Source organism: Pseudomonas sp. SZ40, assembly GCF_052958135.1.
On sequence record NZ_JBQWIF010000019.1, the window covers coordinates 79084 to 96275 of the forward strand.

The following is a 17192-nucleotide window of genomic DNA, read 5'->3' on the forward strand; positions in this document are numbered from 1 at the left end:
GTTACTCAGCGCTGCAGCGACTTCACGCCTTCGGCGGTGCCGAGCAGCAGCAGGTCGGCCGGGCGCGCGGCGAACAGGCCGTTGGTGACCACGCCGACGATGGCGTTGATGTCCGCTTCCAGTTTCACCGGGTCGGTGATGCTCATGTTGTGCACATCGAGGATCACATTGCCGTTGTCGGTCAGCACGCCTTCGCGGTAGACCGGGTCGCCGCCCAGCTTGACCAGCTCACGGGCCACGTGGCTGCGGGCCATGGGAATCACCTCCACCGGCAGCGGGAAGGCGCCGAGCACCGGCACCAGCTTGCTGCCGTCGGCGATGCAGATGAAGGTGCGGGCCACGGCGGCGACGATCTTCTCGCGGGTCAGGGCCGCGCCGCCGCCCTTGATCAGGTTCAGGCGCTCGTCACTCTCGTCGGCGCCGTCGACGTAGAACTCCAGATCGCTGACGCTGTTCAGTTCGTACACCGGGATGCCGTGGCCCTTGAGGCGTGCGGCAGTGGCTTCGGAGCTGGCTACGGCACCGTCGAAGTCCAGTTTGTGCTTGGCCAGGGCGTCGATGAAACAGTTGGCCGTGGAGCCGGTGCCGACCCCAACGACGCTCTTGGCGTCGAGCTTGGGAAGGATGAAGTCGACGGCGGCCTGAGCCACGGCTTGTTTGAGCTGATCCTGGGTCATGCGGGTTCCACGAGAGAGAAGGAAACGAGGCGCTGATTATAGCCGGCAAAACCCAGGAATTCGTATGGTCGCTCGGCAGATGGCTGGGTTAGACTCCGGGGTTCCTCATGAAACCGCCTGCGATGCCTGCCATGCTCGAACAGTACGTCAAGAAGACCCTGACCTCCCGTGTCTATGACGTTGCCGTGGAAACCCCGCTGCAACCCGCTCGCCAACTCTCCGAACGCCTGGGCAATCGGATTCTGCTCAAGCGCGAGGATCTGCAGCCGGTTTACTCGTTCAAGATTCGTGGCGCCTACAACAAGCTGGCGCAACTCACCCCGCAAGAGCTGGCTCGTGGCGTGGTTACCGCCTCGGCCGGCAACCACGCCCAGGGCCTGGCACTGGCCGCCAAGCACATGGGCGTGAAGGCGACCATTGTCATGCCGCGTACCACGCCCGAGCTCAAGGTGCAGGGCGTTCGCTCCCGTGGCGGCAAGGTGGTGCTGCACGGCGACGCCTTTCCCGAAGCCCTGGCGCATTCGCTGAAGCTGGTCGAGGAAAAGGGCCTGGTGTACGTGCACCCCTACGACGATCCCCATGTGATCGCTGGCCAGGGCACCGTGGCGATGGAGATCCTCCGTCAGCATCAGGGGCCGCTGCATGCGATCTTCGTTCCGGTCGGCGGTGGTGGTCTGATCGCCGGCATCGCCGCCTACGTCAAATACCTGCGTCCGGAGACCAAGGTGATCGGCGTCGAGCCGGACGACTCCAACTGTCTGCAGCAGGCCTTGGCTGCAGGCGAGCGCGTGGTACTGCCGCAAGTCGGGCTGTTCGCCGACGGCGTGGCAGTGGCGCAGATCGGTCAGCACACCTTCGATATCTGCAAGCTGTGCGTCGATGAAGTGATCACCGTCAGTACCGACGAGATCTGCGCAGCGATCAAGGACATCTACGACGACACCCGCTCGATCACCGAGCCCGCGGGCGCGCTGGCCGTGGCCGGAATCAAGAAGTACGTCGAGCGCGAAAACGTCAGCGGCCAGGTGCTGGTGGGCATCGATTCCGGCGCCAACGTCAACTTCGACCGCCTGCGCCATGTGGCGGAACGTGCCGAACTGGGTGAAAAACGCGAAGCGATCATCGCCGTGACCATTCCCGAGAAGCCGGGCAGCTTCAAGGCCTTCTGCGAAGCGATAGGCAAACGGCAGATCACCGAATTCAACTACCGCTACCACCAGGATGGCGAGGCGCACATCTTCGTCGGCGTGCAGACCCACCCGGAGAACGACCCCCGTGCGGCGCTGGTCGAGAACCTGCGTGGCCAGGGCTTCCCGGTACTCGACCTGACCGACAACGAGCTGGCCAAACTGCACATCCGCCATACCGTCGGCGGGCATGCCGCTGCCGTGCCGGACGAGTGCGTGTTTCGTTTCGAGTTTCCGGAGCGGCCGGGGGCGCTGTTCAACTTCCTCAACAAGTTGGGCGGGCGCTGGAACATCACGCTGTTCCACTACCGCAACCACGGCGCCGCCGATGGCCGTGTGCTGGCTGCCCTGCAAGTGCCGGAAGACGAGCGCCATCTGCTCGCGCCGGCGCTGGATGCGATCGGTTATCCGTACTGGGACGAGACCGACAATCCGGCTTACAAGCTGTTTCTCGGTTAGTCGATTCGCGCAGACGATTTTCCCGGGCATCGCGTTGCTCCGCCCAGGCTACGGACGTTTCTACCCTTGGCCTGGCGCTGAGCGCTGCGTTACCAGGGTACCTATTAGAAAATCAAAGGAAACCGTGATGGAACATTACCTGCTGCTGCGCATCCTCCACAGCGTGCCTGGCATCTTGTTGCTGCTCGGCGTGCTGGCCCATGCCTTCATGCTCTGGAAGGCGTGGCGCAAGGGCGACAGTGCCGTGCTGCAACGCAAGCTGCAGCGCACCCGGACCATCAGCCTGCCGGTGTTCGCCCTGCTGGCGTTGAGCCTGCCGGTGACCGGATGGTGGATGGTCAACCTGGCCGGTTGGCCGCTGAGCCAGACCTGGCTGCTGCTGGGTAGCATTCTTTTCGCGGCGCTGATGATCGTCGGCCTGCTGTTGCTCGGTCGTCTCGGTTCCTGGCAGGCTCAGGCCGGCGGCACGGTGCCGGCCAGGTCGCTGCGTTTCGTGATGGCCTATGCCGCGCTGATCGTCGTGCTGCTGGTGGTGATAATGGCGGTGATGGGCGCCAAACCCGTCTAACGTCTGCCCTGTCGCTGCGCCACCAGCGGTTGCAGCAGTGCGGCCAGTTGCGGCTCGCTCAGGGTCGCACGCAGTGCTTTGTAGAGGGCCCGGGTTTCCAGCAGGTTCCAGACCCGCAGCATGGTTTCCAGGGCGTCGAGCGGCTTGCTGATGAAGTCCCTTGCACCCAGCGCCAGGGCGCGCAGGCGCGTGGCGCGGGTCACGTCGGCGGTCAGTACCAGCAAGGGCACGTAATCGTTCTGCGGGATGCGCCGGTTGAGCTGCTCCATCAGGGCGAAACCGTCGAAATCCGGCATGTGCAGATCGAGGATCACCAGATCCGGCTCGAAGCTGTTGTACAGCTCAAGTGCCCGCATCGGCTGGGTGCTGCTGAGCACGTTGTGCAGACCTTCGCGGGCCAGCAGCTGCTCCATCAGATCCAGGTTGGGACGCTGATCGTCGATGATCAGGATGCGGTAGTCGTCGCTCATGCGGGCTCCGGCAGGTGCTGGTCGAGAAAGGCCAGAAAGGTCGGTACGTGGATGGGTTTGGTGAGGATCGCCGTTGCTCCCGCCTGCTGCATGGCGCGCCGCGAAGCAGTGCTGGCGTCGGCGGTGATCATCAGTACGGCGATACCCGCCGTGGCCGGGTCGGCACGCAGGCGCTTCAGTACATCGATGCCGGTCATGTCCGGCAGGTTGATATCCAGCAGGATCACCCGGGGCAAATGCTGGCGCGCCAGATCCAGACCAAGCTGGCCCTGCATGCTCGACAACAGTTGTACGCCTTGACGACGCTGCAGCAGGGTTTCGATCAGGGCCTGGCTGGACAGGTTGTCCTCGATGCACAGCACGCGGGTCAGGTTGCCGCTTTCCAGCGTACCGGCAGGGGCCGGGGAGGGTGGGTGGCGCCAGGGGTCGTCAGCGCCAGCCAGGGTTTCGACTTGCGCCGTGGGCAGTGTCAGCACGAAGCGGCTGCCGGTGCCCACCACGCTGATCACCTCCAGCGTGCCGTCCATTGCCTGCAGCAGGTTGCGACTCAGGGCCAGGCCCAGGCCGGTGCCTTCGCTGTGTTGGTCGGCGCCCAGGCGTTCGAAGGGGCGGAACAGTCGCTCCAGATCGTCCGCTGCGATGCCCGCTCCGCTGTCATTGACGGCCAGGGCCAGGCGCTCGCCCTGCAATTCGATATCCAGATGTACTTCGCCACCCGGGCGGTTGTACTTCACGGCGTTGGACAGCAGGTTGAGCAGCACCTGGATCAGCCGCTGCCGGTCGGCCATCACGCCTGCCGGCGAGGTGCTCGGCGGCAATGGCCGCAGACGGATGCCGGCCTCGTCGGCCAGCGGCGAGATCAGCGTCATCGCTTCCTGCACAACGCCATGCAGGTCGATGGCTTCCGGGCTCATGGGCAGCCGGCCGGCTTCGATACGGGCGATGTCGAGCACTTCGTTGATCAGCGTGAGCAGGTGCTGGCCCGCCCGCAGGATGTGCGTGACCTGTGGCCTCGGCGATTCCAGATCGAGTAGTTGAGCGAAGCCCAGAATGGAGTTGAGCGGCGTGCGCAGCTCATGGCTCATGCGCGAGAGAAATTCGCTCTTCGCCTGGCTGGCGTTCTCGGCTTCCTCACGGGCGTCGCGCAGGGCGATATCGGCGGCGCGACGGTCGGTGATGTCGCGGGTGACCTTGGAAAAACCGCGCAGGGTGCCGCTGGCGTCGTGCTGGGCGGTGATCACCACGCTGGCCCAGAAGCGCGAGCCGTCACGCCGCTGACGCCAGGCCTCTTCCTCGTAGCGGCCTTTTTCGGCGGCCACCTGCAGTGCCCGCAACGGATGGTGGGGGCGCTGCTCGTTCGGATAGAACAGCGAGAAATGGCGGCCGATGATTTCCGTTTCGCTGTAGCCCTTGATTCGTTCGGCGCCCGCGTTCCAGGTGGTGACGTGCCCCTGCGGGTCGAGGGCGAAGATGCCGTAGTCGCGTACGCCTTCGATGATCAGGCGCATGCGCTCCTCGTTCTCACGCAAGGCGCGCTCGCGCTGGGCCAGCAACTGGCTGGCCTCCTCGAGGCTGGCGCCGAGGCGGCCGATCTCGTCACGTTCGTGGTGACGGGTTTTCAACGGCATGCCAAGTGCCAGGTGGCGAGCACTGCGCTGCACACGCTGAACGCGGGTGACGATGCCGCTGGACAGCAACAGCACCGCGATGATCGCACCGAACAGGCCGCAGCCTGCCGCCAGCAGCGTGGCCAGGAGCATGCGCTGGCGATTGTCCGCGGCATTCGCTGTGCGGTCGGCGAGCAGGGCGTCCTCACGCACGCGCATTGCGTCGATCTCCTGGCGCAGGGTGTCGAGCATGCGTTTGTTCTCGACCAGGATGGCGATGATCTGCTCACTGTCCTGGCGCATGTCGACGTTGCGCAGCACATCCAGGCCCTGCAGCTTGGTGCTGATCAGCGGCCTGATGCGCTCCAGGCGCTGGCGTACCTCGGTGTCGCGGATAGTGGCGTCGAGGCGGGCCAGGGCTGCTTCGATGCGTGGTTCGGTCTGCAGGTAGGTGGGCAGAAAGTTCTCGCGGCGGGTCAGCAGGTAGCCCCGCACGCTGGCGGCACCCTCGGCCAGCAGGGTCTGCACGGCCTGGATATCGCCCTGCACCTGCAGTACTCGGCGCACGTCCTCCTCGGCCTCGGCGGTCTGCCGCTCGGTGATGTAGATCAGCACCAGCGACAGCAGCAGGATCACCAGCGGCAGGGAGATGCCGACCAGCGCCTTGCCGCGCAGGGGCAGGTCAGCCCAGGAACGATCGATGCGGCGCATCATGGCGACGAACCGAACCAGTCCGCCGCTGGCTGGGCCACCAGACCCAGGGCGATGCCACGCACGGCCGCCTGGGTGCGGTCGGCCACGCCGAGCTTGGCGATCACCCGCTCGACGTGGGTTTTCACGGTGCCGGCGGCAATCCCCAGTTTCTCGCCGATCTCGCGATTGCTGAAGCCACCGGCGACCAGGCCGAGCACCTGCCGCTCGCGGCTGGTCAAGGCGTCGGAAGGCGGGGTGCCAGCATTACTGCGGTCGGCGATGCGCCGCAGCAGGCGCGCGCTGACCGCGCTGTTGAGCGCTTCCTCACCCGCCGCAACCCGGCGCAGGCTGGCGATCACCTCGTCGCGCGTGGCGTCCTTGAGCAGGTAGCCCACGGCGCCCGCGGCGATGGCCGCCTCGAGGTGATCGGGGCTGTCGTACATGGTGAACATCACCACTTTCAGGCGTGGCAGGCGTTGCTGCAGCAGGCGTGCGGCACCCAGCCCGTTGAGCCCGGGCATACGGATGTCGAGAATGGCGATGTCCGGCTGCAGGCGCTCGCACAGTTGCAGCGCGCTATCACCGTCGGCCGCCTGACCGACCACCTCGAATTCGTCGCAGCTCGCCAGCATGGCGACGAAGCCCGCACGGGTCACTTCATGGTCATCGGCCAGCACCAGACGCAAGGGCGTGGTCATTGCGGGCTCCCTCCAAGGCTGGGGACCCGAGCCAGCAACCGGGTACCGCGTCCCGGCTCGCTGCTGCAATGCAGATGGCCACTCAGTAGGCTGGCCCGTTCGTGCATGGCGGCCAGGCCGAGGCCGCCGCTGCCTGATACCGATCTGTCAGGTGCCGTGTCGAAGCCGCGGCCATCGTCCTCGACCCGCAGCTCGGCGCTTTGTTCGGCGCTGCTCAGGCCGATGCGCACGCTGCAGGGGCCGGCATGCTTGAGGATGTTGTTGATACCTTCCTGGGCGATACGAAACAGGGTGATTTCCACGTTGGCGGGCAGCCGCGCGTCACTGCGTTGCAGCCATTGCACCCGGTAACCGGCTTCGCGCAGACGATCGGCCTCCTTGTCGAGTGCCTGCAGCAGGCCGAAGTCATCGAGCAGTTGCGGGCGCAGCCCGGCGATGGCCTGGCGGCCCTCGCGCACGCAGCGCTGGGCCAGGTCGAGGATGGTGCTCAGTTCCTGCTGCTGGGCGTCGGGCAGCGTCGGGCATTGGCTGGCGAAGCCCTGCAAGCGCTGATGCAGGCCGGCGAGGGTCTGGGCCAGGCCGTCGTGCAGGTCATAGGCGACGCGTCTGCGCTCGTCTTCCTGTGCGCTGAGCAGCCGATGGACCAGCTCCGACATGGTGCGCTCGCGAGCCAGCAGGTCGCCGTGCAGGCGCTGGTTGTCCAGGTGCGCGGCGAGCAGCGTGGCGAGCAGTTGCAGTGACTCGAGGTCTTCGTCATCCGGCGGGTTGATCTTCACCGCGCTGGCCAGCAGGACGCAGCCGAACGGGCTGCCCTTAGCGGTCGACAAGGGCAGTCGGATGACCAGTTGCAGCCCGCTCTTATCGATGGCCAGGCATTGCGCCAGTGGTGAGTCGTTTTCGGCCAGTGCCAGCAGTGCCACGCGTTGTTCGCTGGAGTGGGCGCCATGGCTGGCGAGCACCTGGTTTTCACCATTCAGCTCGCGGACCACCAGACCGCTGTCCATGGCGCAGAAGGCGCAGGCGCGTTGCAGCACGCGCTCGCCCATTTTGCCCGGTGCCAGTGCACCGAGCTCACGTCCGGTATCGACCAGCAGGCTCAGGCGCGCGGCGCGGCTTTCCCATTGCCGGTACTGGCTGCGTAGGGCCAGGGCACTGCCGTTGTCATTGTGCATGGGTGTCTCTCCAGCGGGGCAGCGCCGATCGGTGGCGCAATGATCCCATTAAATCGACTTCAGGCGGTGGTCGCCCATCCGCCGAACGGCATAGGCCGTCGGCGCCAACCGGCCGATGGCGGCGTCGCGCGGGCCGGGCAAAGTACAGGCATCAACCAACGAGACAGGAAAGACCATGAAAGTGCATGCAATCGCCGCCGCTCTGTTGCTTACCGCCAGCTCCTCGCTGTTCGCCGCTGCCGAGCAGAAGCCATACACCTACAGCAGTATTGCCGAGGCGCCTGCCAACGCCGCCGACCGTGAAGTGGCTGCTCTTTTCGACCAGTGGAACAACGCGCTGCAGACCGGTGATTCGTCCAAGGTGGTCGCGCTGTACAGCAAGGACGCCGTGCTGCAGCCAACCGTTTCCAACCACGTGCGGGCAACGTCTGCGGAAATCACCGACTACTTCGACCACTTCCTGGCGCTCAAGCCGGTCGGCCAGATCAATTACCGGGAAATCCGCCGCCTGGGCCCGACCACTGCCCTGGACAGCGGTGTATATACCTTCCGCCTGACCGATGCCAAAGGCAAGAAGCAGGATGTGCAGGCGCGTTATACCTTCCTCTATACCCTCGTCGACGGGCAGTGGAAGATCCTCAACCACCACTCTTCGGCGATGCCGGAAAAAGTGCCGAGCGAAGTCGCCAAGCAGCTTTGAAGGTGGTTACCGACTCACAAAAAACCGGCGCCTGGAGCGCCGGTTTTTTCATTGCATGCCAAATGCTTTCTAGCGCAGCGACAGCACCGGCCAGCCACGCTTCTGCGCTTCGGCCAGCAGCTTCGGATCCGGGTCGACGGCCACCGGGCGGCTGACGCACTCCAGCAATGGCAGGTCGTTCATCGAGTCGCTGTAGAAGCTGGCGCCCTCCAGGCTGAAGCCGTTTTCCTGCATCCAGCGATTGAGGCGGGTGACCTTGCCCTCCTTGAAGCACGGCACATCGGTGGTGCGCCCGGTGTAGCGGCCGTCGACCATTTCGCACTCGGTCGCCAGCAGCGTGTCGACGCCCAGGCGGGCGGCGATCGGCGCGGTGACGAAGCGGTTGGTGGCGGTGATGATCACCAGCTTGTCGCCGGCCGCACGGTGCTCGTCGAGCAGCGCCAGGCCCTTGGGCAGAATGATCGGCTCGATGCATTCGGCCATGAACTGCTCATGCCACGCCTGCAACTGGGCCATGTCGGTACGGCCGAAGATATCCAGGGTGAAGTTCAGGTAATCGGTGATGTTCAGGCGCCCGGCCAGGTAATCCTGGTAGAAGGCATCGTTGCGGGCCTTGTAGGTCGCGCCGTCGAGAATGCCGCGCTCGCACAACCAGTCGCCCCAGGCGTGGTCGCTGTCGCCGCCGAGCAGCGTGTTGTCGAGATCGAATAAAGCCAAACGCACGGAGCCACCTCTTTATACGGAGCCATGGAAGGCGCCAGAATAGCGGCTTTGCCTGGCTGGGGAAAACCTGATCGGGTGTTGCGGCCGGCCTATGGCGAAGTCCCGCGCGGGCGCGTTGCCGCTGTCCCGAGCTTTGTGGAACAATGCCGGGACATGCGTTTACGAGGTTGTGCGCCGTGATCGATCCTGATGGTTTTCGCCCCAACGTCGGCATCATTCTCACCAATGATGTTGGCCAGGTGCTCTGGGCGCGTCGAATTAACCAGGATGCCTGGCAGTTCCCGCAAGGCGGCATCAATGACCGCGAGTCGCCGGAAGAGGCGTTGTACCGCGAATTGAACGAAGAAGTCGGTCTCGAACAGCAGGATGTGAAAATTCTCGCCTGTACCCGGGGCTGGTTGAGGTATCGTCTGCCGCAGCGCCTGGTGCGCACCCACAGCCAGCCGCTGTGTATTGGCCAGAAGCAGAAGTGGTTCCTGTTGCGCCTGACCGCCGATGAGCAGCGGGTGCGCATGGATCTGACCGGCAAGCCTGAGTTCGATGGCTGGCGCTGGGTCAGTTACTGGTATCCGTTGGGGCAGGTGGTTACATTCAAGCGCGAAGTTTACCGTCGCGCGCTCAAGGAACTCGCACCGCGCCTGCTGGCACGGGACTAGGCAGGGTCAGGCATGCTCAACACGCTGCGCAAGATCGTCCAGGAAGTCAACGCCGCCAAGGATCTCAAAGCGGCGCTGGGCATCATCGTGCAGCGCGTCAAGGAAACCATGGGCACCCAGGTGTGCTCGGTTTACCTGCTCGACCCGGAGAGCAACCGTTTCGTGCTGATGGCCACCGATGGCCTCAACAAACGCTCGATCGGCAAGGTCAGCATGGCGCCCAACGAAGGCCTGGTCGGCCTGGTCGGTACCCGTGAAGAGCCGCTGAACCTCGAAAACGCTTCCGAACACCCTCGCTACCGCTACTTCGCCGAGACCGGTGAAGAGCGCTACGCCTCTTTCCTCGGCTCACCGATCATCCACCACCGTCGCGTGATGGGCGTGCTGGTCGTGCAGCAGAAGGAGCGCCGCCAGTTCGACGAGGGTGAAGAAGCCTTCCTGGTGACCATGAGCGCGCAGCTCGCCGGGGTCATCGCCCACGCCGAGGCGACCGGCTCGATCCGCGGCCTCGGCAAGCAGGGCAAGGGCATTCAGGAAGCCAAGTTCATCGGCGTACCGGGCTCGCCCGGGGCTGCCGTGGGTACCGCCGTGGTGGTCCTGCCGCCGGCCGATCTGGAAGTGGTACCCGACAGGGCCGTCACCGATATCGATGCCGAGCTGAAACTCTTCAACGATGCGCTGGAGGGCGTACGCGGCGACATGCGCAGCCTCTCGGAGCGCATGGCCACTCAGCTGCGCCCGGAAGAGCGTGCGCTGTTCGACGTCTACCTGATGATGCTCGAAGACGCCGCGCTCGGTAACGAAGTGGTCAAGATCATCAAGACCGGCCAGTGGGCCCAGGGCGCCCTGCGTCATGTGGTCAGCGAGCACATCAACCGCTTCGAATTGATGGACGACGCCTATCTGCGCGAGCGTGCATCGGACGTGCGAGACCTTGGCCGCCGTCTGCTCGCCTATCTGCAACAGGCGCGGCAGCAGACCCTGGTCTACCCGGACAACTGCATCCTGGTTGCCGAAGAGCTGTCGCCCGCGATGCTCGGCGAAGTGCCGGAAGGCAAGCTGGTCGGCCTGGTGTCGGTACAGGGGTCGGGCAACTCCCATGTGGCGATCTTCGCCCGCGCCATGGGCATTCCCACGGTCATGGGCGCGGTCGAGCTGCCGTACTCGAAGATCGACGGCATTCAGTTGATCGTCGATGGTTACCACGGCGAGGTGTTCACCAACCCCAGCGAGATCCTGCGCAAGCAGTATGCCGATGTGGTCGAGGAGGATCGCCAGCTCACCAAGGGCCTCGACGCCCTGCGTGCGCTGCCCTGCGAGACCCTGGACGGTCATCACATGCCGCTGTGGGTCAACACCGGCCTGCTCGCCGATGTGGTGCGGGCTCAGGAGCGTGGCGCCGAAGGCGTTGGCCTGTACCGCACCGAAGTGCCGTTCATGATCAAGGATCGCTTCCCCAGCGAGAAGGAACAGCTGGCGATCTACCGTGAGCAACTGGCCGCCTTCCATCCGCTGCCCGTGACCATGCGCACCCTGGATGTCGGCGGCGACAAGGCGCTGAGCTATTTCCCTATCAAGGAAGACAACCCCTTCCTCGGCTGGCGCGGTATCCGCGTGACCCTCGACCACCCGGAAATCTTCCTGGTGCAGGTGCGCGCCATGCTCAAGGCCAGTGAAGGCCTGGACAACCTGCGCATCCTGCTGCCGATGATTTCCGGCATCCAGGAGCTGGAAGAATCGCTGCATTTGATTCACCGCGCCTGGGGCGAGGTACGTGACGAAGGCACCGATGTGCCGCTGCCACCGATCGGCGTGATGATCGAGATTCCCGCTGCCGTCTACCAGACCCGCGACCTGGCCCGCCAGGTGGACTTCCTGTCGGTCGGCTCCAACGACCTCACTCAGTACCTGCTGGCCGTGGACCGCAACAACCCGCGCGTCGCTGACCTCTACGATTTCCTTCATCCGGCGGTTCTGCAGGCGCTGACCAAGGTGGTCGAAGACGCCCATGCCGAAGGCAAGCCGGTGAGCATCTGCGGTGAAATGGCCGGTGACCCGACCGCTGCCGTATTGCTGATGGCCATGGGCTTCGACAGCCTGTCGATGAACGCCACCAACCTGCCCAAGGTGAAATGGCTGTTGCGCCAGATCAGCATGGCCAAGGCCAAGGATCTGCTCGGCCAGGTGATGCGCATCGACAATCCGCAGGTCATCCACAGCACTCTGCAGCTGGCCCTGCGCAACCTCGGCCTGGGCCGGATGATCAACCCGGCGTCGGATATCCAGGCTTAACGCTCCTGGCAGGACATAGCGGACCTTCGAGTTCCCCCAAGATCGTTCCTCAGGCTCCGCTTGGGAATGCCGCTGGGACGCTGCGCGTCCGGTGTTGAATGCCAACATCCAGCGATAGGGTAGGTTGGGCGGCGCTGCGCCTCAGCCCACCTATTGGTTTCCTGTCTCGACCCTCACTTCACCGATCGCTACCCCTCCAGCCCCGAAACTGCGTTCGATCAGTTGCCGTGTTCCGTCTGCATGGCTGAACAGCAGGGTGCTGGCACGGGTGCCATAGTTGGCGCTGGCGATGAATATGCTGGCGAGCAGCCGTTCCGTATCGAGGCCCACGCCGGTGTCCGGCAGTGCCGCGTCTGCAGGCTTCGCGGTATTGGCCAAAAGAGCGAACAGCGTTTCCTCATCGGCTCTCTCGAGGGCACTGGTAAGTGCAGCCTTGGCGCGTTGCAGCTTTGGCCATGGTGTATCCAGGTCGGCATTGGAAATGCCGTGAATGCCTGGCTGCAGCACCTCGATCCGCCCGCTCTGGGAGTTGTAGTGGCAGAGCTGCTGACGGTCGCCGACCAGCAGGTTGAAGCCGCTGTAGTCAGCCGCCCCGCTGTGCAGTCTGTCTAGAAAGGCTTCTGGCTCCAGGTCTCCCTGCAGAAAACGCAGCGGCAGCTCGCCTCGCGAGCGTGAGCCCTGAGGCGCGCGCGGGTCACGAATGTTGGTGAGGGCCGCGAAGCGCCCGCCAGGGCCGATACCCAGCCAGGTACCGCCGGCTTGCAGATCACGCCCGGCTATCAGCCCCGGCATCTGCGGCCACTCGGCCAGTGCAGCGGTAGGGCGGGCGTAGAACTCATCGCGATTGGCGGCGACCAGCAGGGGCAGGCGATGACCGGGGCGCCAGGCGAGAACGATCAGGCACATGGTCGTTCCAGCTTGGCGCGCACACCTGCCGCGTCAAGGACTTCGCCGATATGCACCACGACCTTTTTGGCGCCACAGCCTTTGCCCAGTTCGAGCAGTAGGCGTTCTTCTACCTGAGAAAGGCCACCTTCCAGCCGCTCAAGGGGATGAATGACCATGCGCGGCGGCAGGCTCAGGCGCATGAAGCGCTTACGGATCACTGACTGAGCTGCCTCACTGATCAGTCTGTCAGCGATGCTGAATTCGGCAACCAGCAAACGTACGCTGCTGAACGGTGGATCGGCATGCAGCTCCCGTTCGGTGCCGCTTTCCAGATGCGTGATCCGCAGGTGGTTACAGGCGATACGCAGATACAGAGTGTTGAACACAGCGGCTTCTCGTCCATTGAAAGGCTCACTGTACGCAACACGCGTAGTCGCTTCCATCGCCTAAAGTAGAGTGCGTGACCAGCTTCCGTTACCATGCCGCATCGCTTTACAGAGCACACCATGATCTTCTTACTGTACATACTGCTCGGCGCCGCGGCAGGCCTGCTTGCCGGGCTGTTCGGTGTCGGTGGCGGCATGGTCATCGTGCCCGTGCTGATCTTCACCTTCACCGCCCAGGGCTTCGACGCATCCGTGCTGACCCATATGGCAGTAGGCACCTCGCTGGCCACCATCCTGTTCACCTCGATCAATGCCGTGCGTGAGCACCACAGCCGTGGTGCGGTGCGCTGGGGACTGTTCGTCTGGTTGACCGTCGGTATCGTCTTGGGCTCTGCGCTCGGCGCGTTGACCGCCGACTCCATCGACGGTCAGGTCTTGCAGAAGATCATCGGCGTGTTCGCCCTGTGCGTGGCTCTGCAACTGGCGCTGGATCTCAAACCCAAGGCCAGCCGTGACGTGCCGGGCAAGACCGGGCTTGGCGTTGCCGGTGGCGTGATTGGCTGGGCTTCGGCGATCATCGGCATCGGTGGTGGTTCGCTGACCGTGCCGTTCCTGACCTGGCGCGGCGTCTCCGTGCAGCAGGCGGTGGCGACGTCTTCGGCATGCGGCTGGCCCATCGCGGCTGCCGGTGCCCTGAGTTATCTGTGGCTGGGGTGGGGCGATGCGCGTCTGCCTCACTGGAGCCTGGGCTACGTTTACCTGCCGGCGCTGCTGGGCATCGCCCTGACCAGTGTGTTCTTCGCGAGGACCGGCGCGCGCCTGGCCCATCGCTTGTCGCCGCGGGTGCTCAAGCGCCTGTTCGCTTTGCTGCTGTTCATCGTCGGCCTGAATTTTCTGTTGTGAGGAATCCTGATGCTGCCCTACCCGAATATTGATCCGGTCGCTCTCGACCTGGGTTTCCTGCAGATTCACTGGTACGGCCTGATGTACCTGGTCGGCATCGGCGGTGCCTGGTTCCTCGCCTCGCGGCGCCTGAACGCTTTCGACCCGACCTGGAGCAAGGAGAAACTTTCCGACCTGGTGTTCTGGGTGGCAATGGGCGTGATCCTCGGTGGTCGCCTTGGCTACGTGCTGTTCTACGATCTGTCGGCCTATATCGCCAACCCGCTGCTGATCCTCGAAGTGTGGAAGGGCGGTATGTCGTTCCACGGCGGCCTGATCGGCGTGATGCTGGCCACCCTGTGGTTCGCCAGGCGCAACGGCAAGAGCTTCTTCGAGCTGATGGACTTCATCGCGCCGCTGGTGCCGATCGGCCTGGGTGCCGGGCGTATCGGTAACTTCATCAACGGCGAGCTGTGGGGCAAGGTCACCGACGTGCCCTGGGCCATGGTCTTCCCCACTGGCGGGCCCGAGCCGCGTCATCCGTCGCAGCTGTACCAGTTCGCGCTGGAAGGCGTGGCGCTGTTCGTGATCCTCTGGTTCTACTCGCGCAAACCACGGCCGACCATGGCGGTCTCCGGCTTGTTCGCGGTGTGCTACGGCATCTTCCGTTTCATCGTCGAACTCGTCCGTGTGCCAGACGCTCAGCTCGGTTATCTGGCATGGGGCTGGCTGACCATGGGCCAGGTGCTGTGCATTCCGATGATCCTCGCCGGCCTGGGCGTGATGGCCTATGCCTACAAACGACAGGCTGCCCAGGAGGTCGCACGATGAAACAGTACCTCGACCTGATGCGCCATGTGCGCGAGAACGGCACCTTCAAGGAAGACCGCACGGGCACCGGCACCTACAGCGTGTTCGCCCACCAGATGCGTTTCGACCTGGCCGATGGCTTTCCTCTGGTGACCACCAAGAAATGCCACCTCAAGTCGATCATTCACGAGCTGCTGTGGTTCCTGCAGGGCGACACCAACATCAAGTACCTGAAGGACAACGGCGTACGTATCTGGGACGAGTGGGCCGACGAGAACGGCGACCTCGGACCGGTCTACGGCTACCAGTGGCGCAACTGGCCGGCGCCGAACGGCGAGTCGGTCGACCAGATCAGCAAGCTGATCGAGATGATCAGGAAGAACCCGGATTCGCGCCGCCTGATCGTCTCCGCCTGGAACCCGGCGCTGGTCGAGCAGATGGCCCTGCCGCCGTGCCATGCGCTGTTCCAGTTCTACGTCGCCGACGGCAAGCTCAGCTGCCAGCTGTATCAGCGCTCGGCCGACATCTTCCTCGGCGTGCCCTTCAACATCGCCAGCTACGCACTGCTGACGCTGATGGTGGCCCAGGTGTGCGGCCTGCAGCCAGGCGAGTTCATCTGGACGGGTGGCGACTGCCACCTGTACGCCAACCACCTGGAGCAGACCGACCTGCAACTGACCCGCGAGCCGCTGCCGCTGCCGACCATGAAACTCAACCCTGAGGTGAAGGACCTGTTCGCCTTCCGCTTCGAGGATTTCGAACTGGTCGGTTACGAAGCGCACCCGCACATCAAGGCGCCGGTCGCGGTCTGACCCAGGCTGCCGCAAGTAGGGTGGCCCGGGCGGCGATCCGCTTCAGCCCACCAATGCCCGCCCATCCGACGATGCATTCAAGGAGCGCCGGTCTAGAACGATCGCTTCCGGAGCAGCTCGGGATAGGGTGGCTTGGCTGGTCTGCGGCGGGCTGAAGCCCACCCTACGGCTAAGTAGCGCGGCGCTGAGCGAAGCGATGCCCGGCAGATGGCTCGCTCACTTGCGTAACGAAAAACGCTCGGCGATTTCTTCGATGAGCTCGCTCGGGCCGCTGAGCTTCCACTCGAACCAGTTGTCCCACTCCAGCCTCAGCTCATCCAGCCCACGGCGCAGCGTGTAGCTGTCGTAATCGATACCCTTGTCGAACGCCATTGGGCTGTACTGCGCGACCTGCCTCCAGCCCTCGGCCTTGAGACTTTCCAGAATGCGGTTGCCGACGTCGGTTTCGATATCTTCGAGGGTGACGTGATCGGCCGTGCACACCGGTTGACGCTCCAGACGCCGCCGCTCCAGCCACTGGCGAAACCGCCCCATCAACCCGGTCATAACGCGGGGCCCTTGCCCAGCCCCTCCGCGAGGTGGTCGATGAGCACCCGCAGCTTGGGCGGCAGGTGGCGGGTCGGGTGGTAGAGAATCCACGCGGTGCCCTGGTAGGAACCGGTGTAGCGCCACTGTGGCAGCACGCGCACCAGCGCGCCGCTGGTCAGTGACGCCGCGGCAGTGAAGTGTGGCAGGCAGGTGATGCCCAGATGCTCGAGCACAGCGTTCAGGCGTACTTCGCTATGGTTGCTGGCGAAGCGGCCGTTCACCGCCACCACGCATTGCTCCGGCCCATTGCTGAAATGCCAGCGGTGGTCGTCCGCCGTTTCGTCCAGATACAGGCAGGCGTGGCGCACCAGTTCGCTGGGGTGCTGGGGCATCCCGTGGCGCTGCAGATAGGTGGGGCTCGCACACAGCAACTGTTGCACATTGCACAGCGGCCGACCGGCCAGGGTGGGTGGCGGCTGGTCGGTGATGCTCACCAGCAGGTCGAATTGATCGCTGATCAAGTCCGGGCTGCGGTCGCTGAGGTTGAGGCTGATATCCACTTCCGAGTAGCGCTGCAGGAAGTCGTTGATCAGCGGCATGACCAGAAAGCGCCCAAAGGCCTTGGGCACGCTCAGGCGGACCCGGCCGCGGGGTTGGCTCATCAGTCGCTCGCCCACATCCAGGGCTGCCTGGGCAGCGTCGAGCATGTCCTTGCAGCGTTCGAACACTTCGCTGCCGGCCTCGCTCAGGCGCAAGCGGCGGGTGGTGCGCTCGAGCAGGCGTACGCCGAGGGTCTGCTCGAGATGGGCGATCTGTCGGCTCACCGCCGACGCCGTACTGCCTTGCTGGCGGGCGGCGGCAGAGAAGCTCCCTGCCTCGACCACGCGTACGAAGATGGCCAGATAGGGAAGCAACTGCGGCGTGAGATTCGTGCGCATGGGGAACAGGTCTTGTTCAGAGTTGATGGATTATCACGCTGAAGGA

Annotated in this window: 18 protein-coding genes; 8 read left to right on the top strand and 10 right to left on the bottom strand. The window is 64.4% G+C overall.

Translation table 11 applies throughout. The annotated features are described in order from the left end of the window. Positions 1-5 precede the first annotated feature (5 nt). The gene (gene rpiA / locus ACT9T4_RS16015; RefSeq protein WP_042553569.1) at positions 6-677 is read right to left on the bottom strand and encodes a ribose-5-phosphate isomerase RpiA; all 672 of its coding nucleotides are present in this window, start codon (positions 675-677) and stop codon (positions 6-8) included. Between the two features lie 131 nt (positions 678-808). Here rpiA and ilvA point away from each other — a divergent pair, with 131 nt between their 5' ends. Both ilvA and ACT9T4_RS16025 read left to right on the top strand, forming a co-directional pair. Further along, on the top strand, positions 809-2323 hold the full coding sequence (ilvA, locus tag ACT9T4_RS16020) for a threonine ammonia-lyase, biosynthetic (protein WP_499117915.1): 1515 nt from the start codon (positions 809-811) through the stop codon (positions 2321-2323). A 127-nt stretch (positions 2324-2450) separates the two neighbouring features. Continuing rightward, positions 2451-2891 carry a DUF2269 family protein gene (locus ACT9T4_RS16025; protein ID WP_499117897.1) on the top strand — a complete coding sequence of 147 codons (441 nt, stop codon included), beginning with the start codon at positions 2451-2453 and terminating at the stop codon, positions 2889-2891. Here ACT9T4_RS16025 and ACT9T4_RS16030 read toward each other — a convergent pair. From ACT9T4_RS16030 to ACT9T4_RS16045, 4 genes are read right to left on the bottom strand one after another with little or no spacing between them, the layout of a single operon-like run. After that, positions 2888-3361: a response regulator gene (locus ACT9T4_RS16030; RefSeq protein WP_042553567.1), complete on the bottom strand. Its 474-nt coding sequence runs from the start codon at positions 3359-3361 to the stop codon at positions 2888-2890. The genes ACT9T4_RS16025 and ACT9T4_RS16030 overlap by 4 nt on opposite strands. Further along, positions 3358-5682, bottom strand: a complete 2325-nt coding sequence (locus ACT9T4_RS16035; protein WP_042553566.1) for an ATP-binding protein — start codon at positions 5680-5682, stop codon at positions 3358-3360. The genes ACT9T4_RS16030 and ACT9T4_RS16035 overlap by 4 nt, the downstream gene beginning before the upstream one ends. Beyond that, the gene (locus ACT9T4_RS16040; RefSeq protein WP_042553565.1) at positions 5679-6359 is read right to left on the bottom strand and encodes a response regulator; all 681 of its coding nucleotides are present in this window, start codon (positions 6357-6359) and stop codon (positions 5679-5681) included. Before ACT9T4_RS16040 ends, ACT9T4_RS16035 begins: the two co-directional genes overlap by 4 nt. After that, positions 6356-7531 carry a sensor histidine kinase gene (locus ACT9T4_RS16045; protein WP_499117900.1) on the bottom strand — a complete coding sequence of 392 codons (1176 nt, stop codon included), beginning with the start codon at positions 7529-7531 and terminating at the stop codon, positions 6356-6358. Before ACT9T4_RS16045 ends, ACT9T4_RS16040 begins: the two co-directional genes overlap by 4 nt. A gap of 175 nt (positions 7532-7706) precedes the next feature. Between ACT9T4_RS16045 and ACT9T4_RS16050 the strand changes: the two genes are divergently transcribed. Next, entirely contained in the window at positions 7707-8231 is a 525-nt protein-coding gene (locus ACT9T4_RS16050) for an SgcJ/EcaC family oxidoreductase (protein WP_042553563.1), read from the top strand. A 69-nt stretch (positions 8232-8300) separates the two neighbouring features. Here ACT9T4_RS16050 and ACT9T4_RS16055 read toward each other — a convergent pair whose 3' ends face one another. Beyond that, entirely contained in the window at positions 8301-8954 is a 654-nt protein-coding gene (locus ACT9T4_RS16055; RefSeq protein ID WP_042553562.1) for a histidinol-phosphatase, read from the bottom strand. Between the two features lie 176 nt (positions 8955-9130). Here ACT9T4_RS16055 and ACT9T4_RS16060 point away from each other — a divergent pair, with 176 nt between their 5' ends. Together ACT9T4_RS16060 and ptsP are read left to right on the top strand one after the other, a co-directional pair. Beyond that, positions 9131-9610, top strand: a complete 480-nt coding sequence (locus ACT9T4_RS16060; protein WP_042553561.1) for an RNA pyrophosphohydrolase — start codon at positions 9131-9133, stop codon at positions 9608-9610. A 12-nt stretch (positions 9611-9622) separates the two neighbouring features. Continuing rightward, complete coding sequence (gene ptsP / locus ACT9T4_RS16065) at positions 9623-11902, top strand: phosphoenolpyruvate--protein phosphotransferase (RefSeq protein ID WP_179539584.1); 2280 nt, start codon at positions 9623-9625, stop codon at positions 11900-11902. A gap of 150 nt (positions 11903-12052) precedes the next feature. On the opposite strand, the gene ACT9T4_RS16070 is transcribed toward ptsP, so the two are convergent. After that, positions 12053-12808, bottom strand: a complete 756-nt coding sequence (locus tag ACT9T4_RS16070) for an NRDE family protein (protein WP_179539585.1) — start codon at positions 12806-12808, stop codon at positions 12053-12055. Continuing rightward, a complete protein-coding gene (locus ACT9T4_RS16075; protein WP_052493785.1) occupies positions 12799-13176 on the bottom strand; it encodes a hypothetical protein in 378 nt (125 codons plus the stop codon). The genes ACT9T4_RS16070 and ACT9T4_RS16075 overlap by 10 nt, the downstream gene beginning before the upstream one ends. 120 nt (positions 13177-13296) lie before the next feature. Here ACT9T4_RS16075 and ACT9T4_RS16080 point away from each other — a divergent pair, with 120 nt between their 5' ends. Genes ACT9T4_RS16080 through ACT9T4_RS16090 form a run of 3 tightly spaced genes read left to right on the top strand, consistent with a single transcriptional unit; the run spans position 13297 to position 15680 of the window. Continuing rightward, positions 13297-14079 carry a sulfite exporter TauE/SafE family protein gene (locus ACT9T4_RS16080; RefSeq protein WP_042553558.1) on the top strand — a complete coding sequence of 261 codons (783 nt, stop codon included), beginning with the start codon at positions 13297-13299 and terminating at the stop codon, positions 14077-14079. A 9-nt stretch (positions 14080-14088) separates the two neighbouring features. Then, entirely contained in the window at positions 14089-14889 is an 801-nt protein-coding gene (gene lgt / locus ACT9T4_RS16085) for a prolipoprotein diacylglyceryl transferase (protein ID WP_042553557.1), read from the top strand. Next, complete coding sequence (locus tag ACT9T4_RS16090) at positions 14886-15680, top strand: thymidylate synthase (RefSeq protein ID WP_042553556.1); 795 nt, start codon at positions 14886-14888, stop codon at positions 15678-15680. The genes lgt and ACT9T4_RS16090 overlap by 4 nt, the downstream gene beginning before the upstream one ends. A 216-nt stretch (positions 15681-15896) precedes the next feature. Here the strand turns inward: ACT9T4_RS16090 and ACT9T4_RS16095 are convergent, their stop codons facing one another. Beyond that, positions 15897-16226: a hypothetical protein gene (locus ACT9T4_RS16095; RefSeq protein WP_257026968.1), complete on the bottom strand. Its 330-nt coding sequence runs from the start codon at positions 16224-16226 to the stop codon at positions 15897-15899. Continuing rightward, positions 16223-17146 carry a LysR family transcriptional regulator gene (locus tag ACT9T4_RS16100; RefSeq protein WP_179539586.1) on the bottom strand — a complete coding sequence of 308 codons (924 nt, stop codon included), beginning with the start codon at positions 17144-17146 and terminating at the stop codon, positions 16223-16225. Before ACT9T4_RS16100 ends, ACT9T4_RS16095 begins: the two co-directional genes overlap by 4 nt. Positions 17147-17192: the final 46 nt, after the last annotated feature.

What these genes read in the sequence shown, in the direction of transcription:
- rpiA (WP_042553569.1), bottom strand. Translation starts at nt 677, where the DNA reads ATGACCCAGGATCAGCTCAAACAAGCCGTGGCTCAGGCCGCCGTCGAC.
- ilvA (WP_499117915.1), top strand. Translation starts at nt 809, where the DNA reads ATGCTCGAACAGTACGTCAAGAAGACCCTGACCTCCCGTGTCTATGAC.
- ACT9T4_RS16025 (WP_499117897.1), top strand. Translation starts at nt 2,451, where the DNA reads ATGGAACATTACCTGCTGCTGCGCATCCTCCACAGCGTGCCTGGCATC.
- ACT9T4_RS16030 (WP_042553567.1), bottom strand. Translation starts at nt 3,361, where the DNA reads ATGAGCGACGACTACCGCATCCTGATCATCGACGATCAGCGTCCCAAC.
- ACT9T4_RS16035 (WP_042553566.1), bottom strand. Translation starts at nt 5,682, where the DNA reads ATGATGCGCCGCATCGATCGTTCCTGGGCTGACCTGCCCCTGCGCGGC.
- ACT9T4_RS16040 (WP_042553565.1), bottom strand. Translation starts at nt 6,359, where the DNA reads ATGACCACGCCCTTGCGTCTGGTGCTGGCCGATGACCATGAAGTGACC.
- ACT9T4_RS16045 (WP_499117900.1), bottom strand. Translation starts at nt 7,531, where the DNA reads ATGCACAATGACAACGGCAGTGCCCTGGCCCTACGCAGCCAGTACCGG.
- ACT9T4_RS16050 (WP_042553563.1), top strand. Translation starts at nt 7,707, where the DNA reads ATGAAAGTGCATGCAATCGCCGCCGCTCTGTTGCTTACCGCCAGCTCC.
- ptsP (WP_179539584.1), top strand. Translation starts at nt 9,623, where the DNA reads ATGCTCAACACGCTGCGCAAGATCGTCCAGGAAGTCAACGCCGCCAAG.
- ACT9T4_RS16070 (WP_179539585.1), bottom strand. Translation starts at nt 12,808, where the DNA reads ATGTGCCTGATCGTTCTCGCCTGGCGCCCCGGTCATCGCCTGCCCCTG.
- ACT9T4_RS16080 (WP_042553558.1), top strand. Translation starts at nt 13,297, where the DNA reads ATGATCTTCTTACTGTACATACTGCTCGGCGCCGCGGCAGGCCTGCTT.
- lgt (WP_042553557.1), top strand. Translation starts at nt 14,089, where the DNA reads ATGCTGCCCTACCCGAATATTGATCCGGTCGCTCTCGACCTGGGTTTC.
- ACT9T4_RS16090 (WP_042553556.1), top strand. Translation starts at nt 14,886, where the DNA reads ATGAAACAGTACCTCGACCTGATGCGCCATGTGCGCGAGAACGGCACC.
- ACT9T4_RS16095 (WP_257026968.1), bottom strand. Translation starts at nt 16,226, where the DNA reads ATGACCGGGTTGATGGGGCGGTTTCGCCAGTGGCTGGAGCGGCGGCGT.
- ACT9T4_RS16100 (WP_179539586.1), bottom strand. Translation starts at nt 17,146, where the DNA reads ATGCGCACGAATCTCACGCCGCAGTTGCTTCCCTATCTGGCCATCTTC.